Consider the following 15,260-nt stretch of genomic DNA (forward strand, 5'->3'; position numbering starts at 1 on the left):
ACGACGTAAGCTGACACCGTCCCTATCTCGCGTGCGTCAGCAGAAGGAGCAAGACCCATGCGCGCCATAGCCTATCGCCAGCCCGGCCCGATTGACCGGGACGAAGCCCTTGTCGAGGTCGAACTGCCACGGCCCGTTCCGACCGGGCGCGACATTCTGGTCGCGGTTCGGGCCATCTCGGTGAACCCGGTCGACGCGAAGGTTCGCACTGGCGCCGCGCCATTAGACGGACGTGACGAGCGCATTCTCGGCTGGGATGCGGCGGGCGTGGTCGAGGCGGTCGGCCCGGAGGCCACCCGCTTCAAGGTGGGTGAAGAGGTCTTCTATGCGGGTGACCTGATGCGCGACGGCAGCAATGCCGAATATCAGCTGGTCGACGAGCGGATCGTCGGCCATCGTCCCCGCAGCATCGGCTTCGCCGAGGCGGCGGCGCTGCCGCTGACCGCGATCACGGCGTGGGAAACCCTGTTCGACCGGTTGAAGGTCGACGACCAGCCGGCTGGCGGCGCCCGCGCCGTCCTGATCATCGGCGGCGCGGGCGGCGTCGGTTCCGCGGCGATCCAGATCGCGCGGGCCCGCACCGACCTGACCGTGATTGCCACTGCCTCGCGCGCCGAGACGGGAGGCTGGGTGCGCGACCTCGGCGCGCATCATGTCATCGATCATTCCCGGCCGATGGCACCGCAGATCGCCGCGCTGGAGATCGGTGCGCCCGCCTTCGTCTTCTCGACCACCCATACCGATCGCCATCTGACCGATATCGCCGAGCTGATCGCGCCGCAGGGGCGCTTCGCGCTGATCGACGATCCCGCCAGCCTCGACATCGTCGCCTTCAAGCGCAAGGCGGTGTCGGTCCATTGGGAATTGATGTTCACGCGGTCGCTCTTCGACACACCGGACGTCGGCGAGCAAGGTCGACTGTTGGACGCGGTGGCCGAACTGGTGGACGAAGGACGCATTCGCACCACGGCGAGCGACACGCTCTCGCCGATCAATGCCGCTAACCTGATCGAGGCGCACCGCCGCATCGAGAGCACCACCACGCGGGGCAAGATAGTCCTGGAAGGCTGGGACAGCCCGCAGGCGTAAGCTCGACGCGGGTTCCTACGAAATGAGCGCGCGGGCGGGTCAGGCGAATGCCAACTCGCCCGCGACGATTGCCATGGCATGGTCGACGAAGTGCGCCTTCTCGCCGACCGGCGCGACGTAACGAAGTGCCTCGCGCGCCAGTTCGGGCTCGCCTCCGTGCGCGATCAGCCATGCGGCGAGATAGGGCGCGGCCAGACAACCGCCCGCCGTCGCGACATTGCCATGAGCGGCGAACGGTGCGTCGATGACGGTGACACCGGCTTCCAACACCCATGGCTTGGTGGTCAGGTCGGTGCAGGCTGGCAGATCGGCGATCAGGCCGAGTTTGGCCAGCAACAGCGTCCCCGAACACTGCGCTGCGATCAATTGCCGCGTCGGATCGAGACGAAGCCTGGCAAGCGTCGCTCCATCGGCGGCAATCTCACGCGTGCGAGCGCCGCTGCCGATCAGCACAGCGTCGGCTTCCTCAACAAATTCGAGCGGCCGCTGGCGGTGGACGGTGACGCCGTTCAACGACGTCACCGTCTCGGTCGGCGCGGTGATGTGCGCGGCCCAGCCATGCGGGCGCAGCCGGTTGATGATCGCGGCGGCCACGAACGAATCCAGTTCGTTGAAGCCGTCGAAGGTCAGGACCGCGACCTGCATCACCCTTGCGTCCGCCCGGAGAACAGCGTTCGAGTTGCACCGGCGACCCAAACCTGCCCGGCCTCGTTCTGCGAGACATGGATACGCCCGCTCCGCCCAAGGCGCGTACCTTGAGCGGCGACATAGCTGCCACTGGCCCGACCGCTTGCGAACAGCCACTGGCCGACGGACGCGTTGAGGCTGCCGGTCACCGGGTCCTCGATCAGCCCGCCATGCGCGTCGGTGAAGAGCGCGCGCAGTTCGAACGCGACCTCGCTGCCGGGCGCATGTGGTCCGACGATGCCGATGTCGATATGCTCGGGGTGATGCCGCGTCGGTTCGACCGCCAGCACCGCCTCCGCCGACTCCAGCATGACCGCGATCCAGCCGGGGCCATTGTCCGCCCAGGCGGCATCGACGATCGCCGCGCGGTCGATCCGCAGCAGATCGGCGACCTGAGCGATCTCCGCGTCGGTCGGCGCGCCCCCGCGCAGCAATGGTGGGGCGGCAAAAGCAAGCTGGTCGCCATCGCGCCGGATCGTCACCAGCCCCACGCCGCATTCCTGCACGATCATGCCGTCCTGCTTCGGCTGCCCGCCCGCTTCCGCCCACGCATGGGCGGTCCCCAAGGTCGGGTGCCCAGCGAAGGGCAGTTCATGCGCCATGGTGAAAATGCGCACGCGATAATCGGCAGACGGATCGGTCGGCGGCAGCAGGAAGGTCGTCTCCGAAAAGTTCAGCCAGCTCGCGATCACCTGCATCTCGTCCGTCGTCAGGTCATCGGCATCGGCGATGACGGCCAAGGGATTGCCGGTCAGCGGACCAGTGCCGAATACGTCGACGAGGCGAAAGGGGCGGGTCACGGGCATCTCCTGTTGATGATAGCTGGTCCTATCGCGCGACAACTGGCGCTGACAGATACACATCGGTACGATCATGCCGAACTGTATTGGTGAGATTGGCAGTACGATGGCGAGCGCCCCCGACGAAACCCGCACCGGCATGGTGGTCCGCGCGATCCGCGACCGGATCGATGCCCGCGCGCTGACGCCGGGCGCTCGGCTGCCGTCGATCCGCGCCATGGCCGAGACGAGCGGCGTCGCGCGCTCGACGGTGGTCGATGCCTATGATCGCCTCGCGGCCGAAGGCGTCATTCGCTCGCGACCGGGATCGGGCTTTTATGTCGCCGCGCCCTTGGCCCCGCTGGCGTTGGATCGGCTGGCCAGCACGAAGGAGCGCGAGGTCGATCCGCTCTGGATGCTGCGCCAGTCGCTGGGCGAGCGGCGCCATGAATTGATGCCGGGATGCGGCTGGCTGCCCGATGACTGGCTGGCGGGCGACGCGCTCCGCAAAGCAATGCGCGGGGCGGCGCGATCCGACGAGAACGGCACGCTGGCGGGCTATGCATCCCCCTTGGGCTCGCCCCCGCTCAGGGCGTTGTTGGCGAGGCGGATGGCGGACCAGGGGATCGAAGCCGGCCCCGAACAGATCCTGCTGACCGACAGCGGCACCCATGCGCTCGATCTGGTCTGCCGCTTCCTGCTTCAGCCGGGTGATACCGTGCTGGTCGACGACCCATGTTATTTCAACTTTCTGGCGCTGCTGCGGGCGCACCGCGCCAAGGTAGTCGGAGTGCCGATGACACCCACCGGTCCGGACGCCGCCGTCTTCGCCGAGGCCGCCACGACGCATCGACCACGCTTCTATTTGACCAACTCGGGCGTCCATAACCCGACCGGCGCGTCGCTCGCCGCCGCCACCGCGCACCGATTGCTCAAGATCGCAGAGGCGCACGACATGATCGTCGTCGAGGACGATATCTTCGCCGACTTCGAGCATGCGCCTTCGCCGCGTCTGGCGGCCTTCGACGGCCTCGACCGGACGATCCGTATCGGCAGCTTCTCCAAGTCGCTGTCAGCGGCGGTGCGCTGTGGCCATATCGCGGCGCGACCCGACTGGATCGAAGGGCTGGCCGACCTGCGCATCGCGACGTCGATGGCGGGCAGTCCGCTCGCCGCCAACCTGCTGCACGCGGTGCTGACCGATGGCAGCTATCGGCGTCACGTTGATGGTATCCGGAGCCGGCTGGCCCGGGCTACGGCCCGGGTGGCGAAACGTCTGCGGGCCATCGGTATCGAGCCATGGACCGATCCGGCGGCAGGCATCTTTCTTTGGGCGCAATTGCCGAATGGGGTCGATGCAGTCGACCTCGCGCGCAGGGCGATTGATGCAGGTATCGTCCTGGCGCCGGGCCCGGTGTTCAGCACCAGCGGCGGATGGCGGGATCACATGCGCTTCAACGTCGCCATGAGCGACGATGACCGGCTGTACGCCTTTCTGGAATCGGCCGTGTCGCGCCAGTTACTCGAACCGGCTGGCTAAGCGCTCGACCAGGAAGTCGACGAACACCCGCACCCGTGCAGGCGTGGCGGCGCCGCCGACGAAGACGGCGTGGATCAACTCGACATCGCCTGGATTGTATTCTTCCAGCAGCGGCACGAGCCGCCCGTCCGCGATCTCAGCCGCGACGCTGAAGCGGCCGACGCGGGTGATGCCGACCCCGGCGGCGGCGAGATGGCCCAGCGTCTCACCATTGTTGGCAACGATGTTGCCTTCCACGGACAGCGCGAAATCTTTGCCATCGCGGCGGAACGGCCAGATCGGTTCGGCGCGGCGAAAGTTGAAGTTCAGGCAATTGTGGGCGTGCAGGTCCTCCGGAACCCTGGGCGTGCCGGCCTGCGCCAGATAGTCGGGTGACGCCACGATCACCCGCCGCGCCTCGGACAGTTTGCGGGCGGTAAGTCCGCTGTCGGCAAGCGGGCCGAAGCGGATCGCGATATCGGCCTGTCCCCCAGCGATGTCGACCAGCGTGTCGGTCAGCGCGATATCGATCAGGATGTGCGGATAGGCGCGGGCGAAATCGCCGAGCAGCGGCACGACGCACAACCGGCCATGCGCCAGCGCCGCACTGATCCGCAGCCGTCCGCGTGGTGCGCCCTGATCGGCGATCTGCTGCTCGGCATCGTCGAGATCGGCGAGGATGCGGCGGGCGGCGAGCAGATAGGCTTGCCCCTCGGCGGTGAGTGTCAGCGCGCGGGTGGAGCGCAGCAGCAGCCGGACGCCCAGCCGCGCCTCGATCCGGTCGATCGCGCGCGCCACCGCCGAGGGCGTCAGCCCGAGCGTGCGGCCGGCGGCGGAGAAGCTGCCTTGCTCCACCACGCTCGCGAACAGGGCGAGTGACCGGGCGCGATCGTCATTGCCTATCACCTTTGCGTCCAAGGCATAGATCCTTTGCACCGGCGGGCGGTTCCGCCGCACTGCTTCACCGTCCATTTATGCGCCTGACAATGACATTCGCAAAGGAGGTGTCATGGAATATCGGCAATTGGGATCGTCCGGCCTGCGCGTTCCGGCCCTGTCGTTCGGCGCGGGGACCTTCGGCGGCAAGGGACCGCTGTTCAGCGCCTGGGGCACAAGCGACGCTGCCGAGGCGCGGCGGCTGGTCGATATCTGCCTCGACGCGGGCGTGACGCTGTTCGACACCGCCGACGTCTATTCGGATGGCGCGTCCGAACAGGTTCTCGGCGAAGCAATCAAGGGGCGGGGCGATGCCGTCCTGATCTCGACCAAGACCGGCCTGCCGATGGGTGACGGCCCGCAGGACTGGGGCGCGTCGCGGGCGCGGCTGATCGGCGCGGTCGAGGCGGCATTGCGGCGGCTCGGCACCGACCGCATCGACCTGCTCCAGCTGCACGCCTTCGACGCGTCTACGCCCACCGAGGAGGTGATGGGCGCGCTTGACCGGCTGATCGCCGACGGCAAGGTCCGCTATGCGGGCGTCTCCAACTATCCCGGCTGGCAGATCATGAAGGCGCAAAGCCTGGCCGATCGTCACGGCTGGCCGCGCCTCGTCGCGCATCAGGTCTATTACTCGTTGATCGGCCGTGCCTATGAGTGGGACCTGATGCCGCTCGCCGCCGATCAGGGCGTCAGCGCGCTGGTCTGGAGCCCGCTCGGCTGGGGACGGCTGACCGGCAAGATCGGGCGCGGACGGCCGATCCCGGCGGGCAGCCGCCTCCACGAGACGGCCCAATTCGCGCCGCCGGTCGAGGACGAGCATCTCTACCGCGTCGTCGATGCGCTGGAGGCGGTGGCGGCCGAAGTGGGCAAGACCGTTCCCCAGGTCGCGATCAACTGGCTGCTGCGGCGGCCGACCGTAGCGTCGGTCATCATCGGTGCGCGCGACGAGGCGCAGCTGCGCGACAATCTCGGCGCGATCGGCTGGGCGCTGTCGCCCGAGCAGGTGGCGGCGCTCGACGCCGCAAGCGACGTGCTGCCGCCCTATCCGCACACCCCCTACCGGCAGCAGGAGGGTTTTGCCCGCCTAGCGCCGCCGATGGTTTGAGGGAGCCAGGATCATGAAGTTCAACCTCGGATTGCTCGCACTGGCGGTCGGCGCCTTCGGCATCGGCGTGACCGAGTTCGCGCCGATGGGCATGTTGCCGGTCATCGCGGGGGACCTGCATGTGTCGATCCCCGCCGCCGGATTGTTGGTCAGCGCCTATGCGATGGGCGTGCTGATCGGCGCGCCGTTGATGACGCTCACCACCGGGCGGATCGACCGGCGAACACTGCTGATCGCGCTGATGGGCATCTTCACGCTCGGCAACGCGCTGTCGGCGGTGGCGGACGGATACTGGATGCTGATGGCGGCGCGGGTCGTCACCTCGTTCAACCATGGCGCGTTCTTTGGCGTCGGATCGGTGGTGGCCGCGAGCCTGGTGCCGCCGGACAAGCGCGCGGGCGCGGTGGCGGCGATGTTCACCGGGCTGACCGTCGCCACGATCGGCGGCGTGCCGGCGGCGACCTGGGTCAGCGAGGCGATCGGCTGGCGCACCGCCTTTGCCGGGATCGCGGGCGTCGGCGCGATCGCGATGCTGTCGCTGCGTCTCGCGCTGCCGCCGCTGCCCGCCGCGGAGGGCGGCGACATGCGGGCCGAACTGCGCGTGCTGACGCGCGGGCCGGTGGTGATGGCGCTGGCGCTGACGACGATCGGCTTTGGCGGCGTGTTCACCGTGTTCACCTATATCGTGCCGATCCTGCGCGATGTGACGCATGGCTCGACTGGCTATGTCACCGCGATGCTGATGCTGTTCGGCGTCGGCGCGACGATCGGCAACGGCGTCGGCGGGCGGCTGGCCGACCGTTCGGTCGACCGTGCGCTCATGACCATGCTGGCGATCATGGCACTGACGCTGCTCGCGTTCGCGGTGCTCATGCAATGGCCAGCGACCGCCGCCATCGCCATCCTGATCTGGGGCATCGCCAGCTTCGCGATCGTGCCGCCCTTGCAGATGCGGGTGATGGATGCGGCCTCGGACGCGCCGAACCTCGCCTCCGCGATGAACATCGGCGCGTTCAACCTCGGCAACGCGATCGGCGCGGCGCTGGGCGGCGGCGTGATCGGGGCTGGGCTGGGCTTGCCCACCGTGTCGCTGGCCGGTGCGGCGTTGGCGGCGGCGGCGCTGGCGATGCTGATGGCGTTCCGGCGTCAGCCGAGCGCGGCGGCATGTCCGTCTTGAAGCGTTCCGGAGCCGAGCCCGTTCGTAAGGCGCCACGTGCATTGACTCGGCAGCGGGGAACGGCCGCTGCCGTCCGGCATCACGGCAGTGCAGGCTCCGGCACCAGTTGCGCGCGCATCGCTGCCGCATCCCGCCCCGGCGGTGCCCCGAACAGGCGGCGATAGTCGCGGCTGAACTGCGACAGGCTCTCGTAACCGATCGAGAAGCCGACCCGCGCGACCTCCTCGGCGGCGATCAGGCGGCGGCGTGCTTCCTGCAAGCGGACCTGCTTCTGGAACTGCACCGGCGTCATCGTCGTCACCGCCTTGAAATGGCGGTGGAAGCCGGGGACGCTCATGCCCGCCAGCGCGGCGAGGTCGGTCACGCGCAGCGTCTCGGCATAATGGTCGCGGATGAACGCCGTCGCGCGGCCGATCCGCGCGGCATGAGTGTCGACCAGACCCATCTGGCGCAGCGCCGGTCCCAGCGCGCCGCCGAGCAGCCGCCAGACGATCTCGCGCCGGATCAGCGGGGCGAGCACCGCCTGATCGGCCGGGTGGTCAAGCAGGTCAAGCAGACGCCTGAGAGGATCGCGCAACGCCGGGTCATGGTCGCTGGTCGCCAGCGCGTTGAAGGCGGCGGGTGGGCCCGGCACGCTCACCTGCTCCGCCACCAATTCGGCCACGGTCACCGGCTCGATCGCCAGCGACAGTGCCAGATAGGGCGCGTCGACACTCGCCCGCACGATGCGTGACGTGACCGGCAGGTCGACCGAGGCGAGCAGGCATTGTCCCTCGGCATAATGATAGGGCGTCGGCCCCAGCATCGACATCTTCGCGCCCTGCACGACGAGGCAGAAGGACGGCCGATAGACCGTGCGGATGATGCCGGTCGGCTCCTCCGCGCGGGTGATGAGCAGGCCCGGGATCGGCGTTTCGCGACCATGGACGAACCAATGGCGCTCGATCAGTTGGGCAAGGTCGGACAACGTCGTCATGGCAGACATCGTAGCTTCACTGCACACCGAAAGCACCGTCTAGGCATCACTTTAATAGGATCGGGCAGGACTTTGATCGGATCGGCGTCGCGGCGCCGAACGTTCGCGGCGTATCTCCAGCTCATCCATTCCAACAGGAGTATCGTCCCATGCGTATGCGCCAGCTCGGCCATAGCGGCCTGTTCGTGTCCGAACTCTGCCTCGGCACCATGACCTTCGGCGGCAGCGAGGGCATCTGGGGCCAGATCGGCCAGCTTCGCCAGAACGAAGCCGATGCGCTCGTCCGGACCGCGCTTGATGCCGGCATCAACTTCATCGACACCGCCAATGTCTACGCCGGCGGCGAGAGCGAGCGCATTCTCGGTCAGTCGCTAAAGAACCTGGGCATCGCCCGCGACGATGTCGTGATCGCGACCAAGGTGCTGGGGCCGATAGGCGATGGTCCCAATGCGCGAGGCGCCTCGCGCGGCCACATCATCAGCCAGTGCAAGCAGAGCCTCCAGCGGCTCGGCCTCGACCATATCGACCTCTACCAGATCCACGGTTTCGATCCCGCGACGCCGATCGAGGAGACGCTGGAGGCGCTGGACACGCTCGTCCGTCATGGTCACGTCCGCTATCTCGGCTTGTCCAACTGGGCGGCGTGGCAGGTCGTGAAGGCGGTCGGCATCGCCGAGGCACGGCGGCTCGCGCCGATCCTGTCGCTCCAGGCCTATTACACGCTGGTCGGCCGCGAACTGGAGCGTGAGATCGTGCCGATGCTGCGGTCCGAGAAGATCGGGTTGATGGTGTGGAGCCCGCTGGCCGGCGGGTATCTGTCGGGCAAATATGACGGCGAGGGCCAGGCGGCGGACGGGCGGCGCGCGAATTTCGACTTTCCGCCAGTCGATCGCACCCGCGGTTCGGCGGTGATCCCCGAGATGCGCCGCATCGCCGAGGCGAAGGGCTGCACCGTCGCGCAGGTCGCGCTTGCCTGGCTGCTTCACCAGCCGGTGGTGACGAGCGTGATCGTCGGGGCAAAGCGGGTCGATCAGCTTACCGACAATATCGCCGCGACCCAGGTTTCGCTCGACGCGGACGATCTCGCCGCGCTCGACGCGGTGACCAAGCTGCCGGCGGAATATCCCGGCTGGATGCTGGAACGCCAGGGCGGCTATCGCGCCTGACGGTCGCAGGATCGGTGGGACGCTTTCGTTACCGCCCCACCGCTCCGATCCTTCGTCCGAACCGGAGACGGATCAGCCAGGCAGGATACGACCCGTCCGGGCGGCATGGGCAAAGACCGGGAAGCCGAAAGCCTCCGCCTGGCGGGCGGCGATCTCATAGTGATAGGGCACGCCGTGCAGTTCCGCGGCCCATCCGGTGCTACGACGTTCGACGATGGCGTAGCGCGCCAGCGGGCTTCCCGCTTCCATGACGTGCGGGGTCGCGCCCCGGTCCCGGTAGCACGGCATGCCGACGCTGTCGGGGTTGACGATCAACACGCCATCCACCGCCACCATGCGCGGCGTATGCGTATGCCCGCACAGCACCAGACTGGCCGACCCGATCCCTTTGAGACGCGGTCGGATGGCGGTGTCGGTATCCAGTGTCGCGCGGCCGGAGGTCACGTCTTCGAGCAGATACTCCAGATCGCCACCGGCCGGGCTGCCATGGCAGGCGAAGACGTCGCCGTCGCAAAGGGTGAGCGTCGCGGGCAGGCTCTCGATCCATGCCCAATGCTCTTGGGTCAGGAGCGGTCGCGCCAGTACGTCGAAGGCGCCGTCGCTGCCGTCCTGCAACTGCCGCTCGTGGTTCCCTGCGATGGTCAGATAGCCGGCACGCATCTGAAGTTCGGCGCTTGCCCCAGGATCGAACGGACCGGACACGAGGTCGCCCAGATTGACGACCAAGTCGGGCGCGGCGGCGGTCATCGCATCGCGGACAGCCTCCAGCGCGGCCAGATTTCCATGGGCGTCGGCAATGACCCCGATCTTCAATGCTTCCTCCTTGGTGGACACGCGGAGTGTCCGTACGGAACATGGCAGGCACTCCCTCGAAACGCCATGCAGGGCAGAGAACCACACGCTGCCGCCCCCCCTGGATTGACGGCTGACTATTTAACGTCCTTCTCATCCATCATGAGCGTTTCCCTCCGCGAAGCTCGCAGGATCGTCCTGGCAGCCCAGGGCTTTGGTCGCGCGCGTCCCGACAGCCCCTCCGTTCGCCACCTGCGCAGCACCGCCGCGCGGCTCAACCTCTTCCAGATCGATAGCGTCAACGTGCTGACGCGGGCACACTATCTACCCGCCTTGTCACGGCTCGGCGGCTATGACCGTGCCTTGCTCGAGGGGGATGCATGGGGGCCGAAACGCCAGCGGCGGATGTTCGAATATTGGGCGCATGAGGCGTCGCTGCTGCCGCTCGACCTGCATCCGCTGCTCCGCTGGCGCATGGCGCGGGCGGAGCGAGGCGAGATCGGCTATCAGGCACTGCGCCGCTTCGCGGTCGAGCGCCGGGCCGAGGCGGATGCCGTGCTCGAACGGATCACCGCCGAAGGCCCGCTGGCGGCGGCCAACTTCGAGAACGGGTCCAGCCGCAGCGGATGGTGGGAATGGAGCCACGTCAAGCACGCGCTCGAATGGCTGTTCTGGTCCGGCCAGATCACCACCGCAACCCGGCGGGGCAGCTTTGCGCGCCTGTACGACCTGACCGAACGGGTCATTCCGCCAGCGGTACTGGCGCTCCCAACGCCGTCGGTCGAGGCGGCGCAACGAGCGCTGATCGAACGCAGCGCCCGCGCCTTGGGCATCGCCACCGCAAGCGACCTGCGCGATTATTTCCGGTTGAAGCCCGTCGAAGCCGATCACGCCATCGCCGATCTGGCGGAGGACGGCGTGCTCGTGCCGGTGCGGGTCGAGAGCTGGAGCCAGAAGGCATGGATGCATCGCGACGCGACCATGCCGCGCCGGGTGCGCAGCGCGGCCTTGCTCGCGCCGTTCGATCCGTTGATCTGGGAGCGGGCCCGCGCCGAACGCCTGTTCGACTTCCACTATCGCATCGAAATCTATGTGCCGCAGGATCGGCGCACGCACGGCTATTACGTGCTGCCCTTCCTGATGGACGAGGCGCTGGTCGCGCGGGTCGATCTGAAAGCGGATCGGCAGGCGGGGATGCTGCTCGCGCACCGCATCACGCTGGAACCGGGAGCACCCGCCGATACGTTGCCCCGGCTTCAGGTCGAGCTCGACCGGATGGCGGCATGGCTCGGTTTGGACGCCGTTCGCATCGGCGCGGTCGTGCGTTTGGGATGAGCGTCTTCGTCCGTCACGTTGCTCCGCCCCGCTCGGCGGCGGGCACGATGCCGTCGTCGAGCAGCGCATGGAGCGCGGCTATATGGCCATTGTCGCGCGCACCGCTGGGATCGGAGGTCATGACGACCGTCAGCTTCAGGTCCGGCACGATGAACAGCATCTGCCCGCCATAGCCCCAAGCGAAGCGCAGCGGATGGCCACGACTGGCGCCGACGAACCAGCCATAGCCATATTGTCCGCCGCTCCACGGTGACACGGTGCGCGGGGTCCAGCTTTCCGCGATCCAGCGGGCGGGGACGATCCGCCGCCCGTCGATCACCCCACCTAGGCGATAGAGTTCGCCGAACCGAGCCAGGCTGCGCGGCGACATCAGCATGTCGTTGCCGCCGAAATAGATGCCCTGCGGATCGCGCGACCATGGCGGGATGGTGATGCCGAGCGGCTCCGCCAGCCAGTCGCGCATCAGCGTGTGGGTGTCACGTCCCGAAGCGCGGGTCAGCATCGCCGACAGCAGATGCGTGTTGCCGGTCGAATAGAGCATCGCACCGCCCGGCTGGTCGACGAACGGACGTGCAAGAGCGAAGCGGACCCAGTTGCGACTGGACACCCAGCGCCCGTAATTCTCACCCGACGTCCGCTCCAGCCCCGCGCGCATCGTCAGCAGGTCCTCGACGGTCAGCCGGGCAAGACGCGGGTCTGGATTGGGGGGCGCATCGCTGCCGAGCACCGACAGCACGAGCTGGTCGACGCCGGTCAGCGCGCCTTTCGCGATCGCGATTCCGACCAACGCGGACAGGACCGACTTGGACGCGGACTTGATGTTGACCGGCCGCTCAAGAGGCGGTCCGCCGTTGAACCGCTGCTCCGCCAGCACCTGCCCGTCACGCAGGACCAACAGCGAGCGGAGCCGGGGAAGACGGCTGGCTTGGGCAACGGTGTCGGCCATGATGGCGCTGTCCAAACCGCGCGTCTCGACCGGGCGGGATACGGCTGCTCGCGGTGGCGCAGGTGCAGCATCGCAACCGCTGGCGAGGAGGAGCGCCAACGCGCAGGCATATCGCTTCACGGCGTCATCGCAGAGCGAAGCGATTGCAGGAACTCGGCAGGCGCTTCGACCTGCGGCGAATGGCCGAGATCGTCCAGGCGGATCAGGCGGGCGCCGGGGATGCGCTTTACCGCGTCCTCGGCGGCCTGCGGCACGGTGCGGACTTGGGCGCGCCGGCCCTCGGGCGCACTGTTGGCCCGAAAGGCCGTCAAGTCGCGCTGGCCGATGATGAGCGTGGTCGGGACCGCTAAGCGCGGTAGCTCGGCCGCGACCGGCTGGGTCTGGATCATATCGGACAAACGGGCCTGTGCATCGCGCACCGTGTCGCCATCGGGGCTGGCATATTGCCCGGCCAGCATGGCGACCCAGCGATCATAGGCCGGACGCCAGACTCCATGATAATAGTTGCGGAGCTGATAGGCCTTGATCGACGCGGCATCCGTCTTCGCCTCTTCGGCGCGCAGCTTGCCGAGATCGGCATAGGGCACGCCCTCGCTCAGCGTGTCGTTGAGGCCGAGCGGATTGACCAGCACCAGCTTCGCGACCCGCTCGGGGTAGAGGAGCGCGAAGCGGGTCGCGAGGATGCCGCCGGTCGAATGGCCGACCAAGACGACCTTGCCGGCGCCGGCCCGGTCGAGCAGCGCCGCGGTCAGCGCGGCCATGGTGTGGAAGCTGTATTGATAGCCACTTGGCTTCGACGATTTGCAAAAGCCGATCTGGTCCGGTGCGATGACGCGGTAGCCTGCCGCCGCCAATCCGCGTGCGGTATCGCCCCAGGTCGCGGCGCAGAAGTTCTTGCCGTGGAGCAGGACGACCGTGGTGCCGTTGGGCGTGTCGGTCGCCGGCCAGTCGAGAAAGGCCATGCGAACCGGATGGCCCTGTGACGTCGTCTCGAACCAGTGCACGGGGGCCGGATAGTCGAACCGCTCCAGATCGGCGCCGAGAGGCACGGTCTGCGCCGAAGCGGTCGTTGAAAGCAGGGCCGAGCAGGCGGCGGCAGCAAGAAAGCGGAGAGGCATCAATAGGTAACACCAGCCGCGACGCCAATATCCCTGGGGCCGCGACGACGTCGTCAGATCGGTCGCTGTGCCTACCCGCGACTGGTGCCCATGTCCCACAATCGGTAAGCGGCGTCCTCATCCTCCGGGGATGGCGCATGGAGATTGCAGCCGATAGCCTCCCAAGGCCGGCGGGCTTCCCAGTCCGGATTGAGCGACCAGAAACAGACTTTCGCCTCGAACAGCCTTTGCAAGTCCGAGGTGATCCACCGACGCGCATCCCGGCGCAGCATTCGAGGTCGTCGAATGCGCCACCCTCGAGTGGGTCGACTGGTTCAACCATCGTCGGCTGCTTGAACCCATCGGCAACATCCCGCCTGCTGAAGCCAAGAAGCTGTTTTATGCCGCCGCAGACCAGAACGATATGCCGGCGTGACTCACAATCCAACGCCTTCGGCGAACCCGGGGCGGCTCAACTGGCAGCTTAAGCCTGCGGCTGTCCGAAAGCGGCCGGTCCGCAATCCACCAGACGCACTGTCAGACTGTGACAGGCATCGATCTAGGCAGGTGATCCCGCCTGAGAAGCCAGATGCTTTTGTAGCTGCATGCCATAACCCGCTGCGAACGGATGTTCCTTAGCGAGCTGCCGATGATGCAGTAACATGATCCGGCGTGTGACAACCGGGTCGCCGAGGCGGATCAGACGAATGCCATGCTGGTGCTCGATCGATTGGGTATACAGTCTTGGTAGAATACCAACGGCAAGACCACTGCGGGCCAAGCCGTAAAGCGACTCAACTTGATCGACGCGGTAGCGTTGCGAAGCGACGAGGCCGTGAGGCAGAAGGGCCGCGGCAGCGAGCTCGCCGATGCTGCCGCCAGCGAAATGCACTATCTCCAACCCTGCCAGCGCAAGCCAAGGTTGGATATCGCCATGCGCGAGCGAATGCTGGCTGCTGGCGACCAGCAGCAGGTCGTCCTCAACTAGCAGCTGACTTTCGAACCGCGGATCGGAGGTCGGGGCGGCACTGACGATCATGTCGAGCCGCCCCTCCCCGAGCCCGCGTAGCAACTCGTCACTTCGACCGTCAGACAATTGAACGAACGGCGCGGTGGCCTCGCAGTCCAGCGCTGCGACCGCCCGTGCCACCATGGCCATCGCGGACGGCATCACGCCGATACGGATTGCCGGCCGCTCGTTGGCCAGTGCAGCGCGCATGTCGACGAACACGTGATTGGCGGTGGCGAGCAGCCGCTCGACATGCGGCAGGATGGCGCGGCCAGCCTCGCTCAAGGCGACCATATGCGTGGTACGATCAAACAGCGGCATCTCCAACCGCCCCTCCATCTGCCGGATCAGCGCACTAAGAGCCGGCTGTGTCACTGACAGGTCCGTGGCCGCGCGGCTGAAGCTGCCAAGTCGAGCCACGGTGGCGAACCCACGCAGTTGCCGAAGCGACAGGGCCTGGAGACGTCCCGTCAATCGATCCGTTGCACCGATCATCGGCGAGCCTCCCGACGCTAATTATAAGAGTACATAATAACCGAATAGGTGGAAAATCATAGCGTTCGCTCGATCGCGCTTTATCTTCAACCCCGTCGCCCGATGCGCTTCCTTCGAGAGAACCACGGACGATGGGGGGATGACACCCA

At 67.2% G+C, this 15,260-nt stretch carries 14 protein-coding genes and 1 pseudogene; 7 read left to right on the top strand and 8 right to left on the bottom strand.

Annotated features, from left to right (window positions below):
• Positions 1 to 57: 57 nt before the first annotated feature.
• Positions 58 to 1,089, top strand: a complete 1,032-nt coding sequence (locus GGQ96_RS00830; protein WP_184110655.1) for a zinc-binding alcohol dehydrogenase family protein — start codon at positions 58 to 60, stop codon at positions 1,087 to 1,089.
• A 39-nt stretch (positions 1,090 to 1,128) separates the two neighbouring features.
• Here the strand turns inward: GGQ96_RS00830 and GGQ96_RS00835 are convergent, their stop codons facing one another.
• Both GGQ96_RS00835 and GGQ96_RS00840 read right to left on the bottom strand, forming a co-directional pair.
• Positions 1,129 to 1,734, bottom strand: coding sequence for a DJ-1/PfpI family protein (locus GGQ96_RS00835; protein ID WP_184110657.1), 606 nt, complete (start codon positions 1,732 to 1,734; stop codon positions 1,129 to 1,131).
• A complete protein-coding gene (locus GGQ96_RS00840) occupies positions 1,734 to 2,576 on the bottom strand; it encodes a PhzF family phenazine biosynthesis isomerase (protein ID WP_184110659.1) in 843 nt (280 codons plus the stop codon). The genes GGQ96_RS00835 and GGQ96_RS00840 overlap by 1 nt, the downstream gene beginning before the upstream one ends.
• 106 nt (positions 2,577 to 2,682) lie before the next feature.
• Between GGQ96_RS00840 and GGQ96_RS00845 the strand changes: the two genes are divergently transcribed.
• Positions 2,683 to 4,095: an aminotransferase-like domain-containing protein gene (locus GGQ96_RS00845; protein ID WP_184110661.1), complete on the top strand. Its 1,413-nt coding sequence runs from the start codon at positions 2,683 to 2,685 to the stop codon at positions 4,093 to 4,095.
• Here the strand turns inward: GGQ96_RS00845 and GGQ96_RS00850 are convergent.
• On the bottom strand, positions 4,075 to 4,992 hold the full coding sequence (locus GGQ96_RS00850; protein ID WP_184110663.1) for a LysR substrate-binding domain-containing protein: 918 nt from the start codon (positions 4,990 to 4,992) through the stop codon (positions 4,075 to 4,077). The two genes, GGQ96_RS00845 and GGQ96_RS00850, sit on opposite strands and share 21 nt — an antisense overlap.
• Before the next feature lie 91 nt (positions 4,993 to 5,083).
• On the opposite strand from GGQ96_RS00850, the gene GGQ96_RS00855 reads away from it, so the two are divergent.
• Both GGQ96_RS00855 and GGQ96_RS00860 read left to right on the top strand, forming a co-directional pair.
• Entirely contained in the window at positions 5,084 to 6,118 is a 1,035-nt protein-coding gene (locus tag GGQ96_RS00855) for an aldo/keto reductase (RefSeq protein WP_184110665.1), read from the top strand.
• Between the two features lie 13 nt (positions 6,119 to 6,131).
• A complete protein-coding gene (locus GGQ96_RS00860) occupies positions 6,132 to 7,295 on the top strand; it encodes an MFS transporter (protein ID WP_184110667.1) in 1,164 nt (387 codons plus the stop codon).
• A gap of 79 nt (positions 7,296 to 7,374) precedes the next feature.
• On the opposite strand, the gene GGQ96_RS00865 is transcribed toward GGQ96_RS00860, so the two are convergent.
• A complete protein-coding gene (locus GGQ96_RS00865; RefSeq protein WP_184110670.1) occupies positions 7,375 to 8,271 on the bottom strand; it encodes an AraC family transcriptional regulator in 897 nt (298 codons plus the stop codon).
• A gap of 149 nt (positions 8,272 to 8,420) precedes the next feature.
• Between GGQ96_RS00865 and GGQ96_RS00870 the strand changes: the two genes are divergently transcribed.
• Entirely contained in the window at positions 8,421 to 9,437 is a 1,017-nt protein-coding gene (locus GGQ96_RS00870) for an aldo/keto reductase (RefSeq protein ID WP_184110672.1), read from the top strand.
• A 72-nt stretch (positions 9,438 to 9,509) separates the two neighbouring features.
• Here the strand turns inward: GGQ96_RS00870 and GGQ96_RS00875 are convergent, their stop codons facing one another.
• Positions 9,510 to 10,250 (bottom strand): metallophosphoesterase family protein, encoded by a 741-nt coding sequence (locus tag GGQ96_RS00875; RefSeq protein WP_221239738.1) that lies wholly within the window; start codon positions 10,248 to 10,250, stop codon positions 9,510 to 9,512.
• Between the two features lie 141 nt (positions 10,251 to 10,391).
• Between GGQ96_RS00875 and GGQ96_RS00880 the strand changes: the two genes are divergently transcribed.
• The gene (locus GGQ96_RS00880) at positions 10,392 to 11,564 is read left to right on the top strand and encodes a winged helix-turn-helix domain-containing protein (RefSeq protein ID WP_184110676.1); all 1,173 of its coding nucleotides are present in this window, start codon (positions 10,392 to 10,394) and stop codon (positions 11,562 to 11,564) included.
• 13 nt (positions 11,565 to 11,577) lie between these two features.
• On the opposite strand, the gene GGQ96_RS00885 is transcribed toward GGQ96_RS00880, so the two are convergent.
• Together GGQ96_RS00885 and GGQ96_RS00890 are read right to left on the bottom strand one after the other, a co-directional pair.
• On the bottom strand, positions 11,578 to 12,510 hold the full coding sequence (locus tag GGQ96_RS00885; RefSeq protein ID WP_184110678.1) for a serine hydrolase domain-containing protein: 933 nt from the start codon (positions 12,508 to 12,510) through the stop codon (positions 11,578 to 11,580).
• 116 nt (positions 12,511 to 12,626) lie between these two features.
• On the bottom strand, positions 12,627 to 13,628 hold the full coding sequence (locus tag GGQ96_RS00890) for an alpha/beta fold hydrolase (protein WP_184110680.1): 1,002 nt from the start codon (positions 13,626 to 13,628) through the stop codon (positions 12,627 to 12,629).
• A gap of 219 nt (positions 13,629 to 13,847) precedes the next feature.
• On the opposite strand from GGQ96_RS00890, the pseudogene GGQ96_RS00895 reads away from it, so the two are divergent.
• A pseudogene (locus GGQ96_RS00895) lies at positions 13,848 to 14,043 on the top strand (IS3 family transposase); the annotation flags it as partial.
• Between the two features lie 123 nt (positions 14,044 to 14,166).
• Here GGQ96_RS00895 and GGQ96_RS00900 read toward each other — a convergent pair.
• Complete coding sequence (locus tag GGQ96_RS00900; RefSeq protein ID WP_184110681.1) at positions 14,167 to 15,111, bottom strand: LysR family transcriptional regulator; 945 nt, start codon at positions 15,109 to 15,111, stop codon at positions 14,167 to 14,169.
• Positions 15,112 to 15,260: the final 149 nt, after the last annotated feature.

The sequence above is a fragment of the Sphingomonas abaci genome, assembly GCF_014199625.1.
GTDB lineage: Bacteria > Pseudomonadota > Alphaproteobacteria > Sphingomonadales > Sphingomonadaceae > Sphingomonas > Sphingomonas abaci.

Excerpts from the sequence above, each read along its gene's own strand:
- GGQ96_RS00855 (WP_184110665.1), top strand. The coding sequence starts at position 5,084 with ATGGAATATCGGCAATTGGGATCGTCCGGCCTGCGCGTTCCGGCCCTG.
- GGQ96_RS00860 (WP_184110667.1), top strand. The coding sequence starts at position 6,132 with ATGAAGTTCAACCTCGGATTGCTCGCACTGGCGGTCGGCGCCTTCGGC.
- GGQ96_RS00900 (WP_184110681.1), bottom strand. The coding sequence starts at position 15,111 with ATGATCGGTGCAACGGATCGATTGACGGGACGTCTCCAGGCCCTGTCG.
- GGQ96_RS00880 (WP_184110676.1), top strand. The coding sequence starts at position 10,392 with ATGAGCGTTTCCCTCCGCGAAGCTCGCAGGATCGTCCTGGCAGCCCAG.
- GGQ96_RS00845 (WP_184110661.1), top strand. The coding sequence starts at position 2,683 with ATGGCGAGCGCCCCCGACGAAACCCGCACCGGCATGGTGGTCCGCGCG.
- GGQ96_RS00870 (WP_184110672.1), top strand. The coding sequence starts at position 8,421 with ATGCGTATGCGCCAGCTCGGCCATAGCGGCCTGTTCGTGTCCGAACTC.
- GGQ96_RS00835 (WP_184110657.1), bottom strand. The coding sequence starts at position 1,734 with ATGCAGGTCGCGGTCCTGACCTTCGACGGCTTCAACGAACTGGATTCG.
- GGQ96_RS00885 (WP_184110678.1), bottom strand. The coding sequence starts at position 12,510 with ATGGCCGACACCGTTGCCCAAGCCAGCCGTCTTCCCCGGCTCCGCTCG.
- GGQ96_RS00830 (WP_184110655.1), top strand. The coding sequence starts at position 58 with ATGCGCGCCATAGCCTATCGCCAGCCCGGCCCGATTGACCGGGACGAA.
- GGQ96_RS00890 (WP_184110680.1), bottom strand. The coding sequence starts at position 13,628 with ATGCCTCTCCGCTTTCTTGCTGCCGCCGCCTGCTCGGCCCTGCTTTCA.
- GGQ96_RS00865 (WP_184110670.1), bottom strand. The coding sequence starts at position 8,271 with ATGACGACGTTGTCCGACCTTGCCCAACTGATCGAGCGCCATTGGTTC.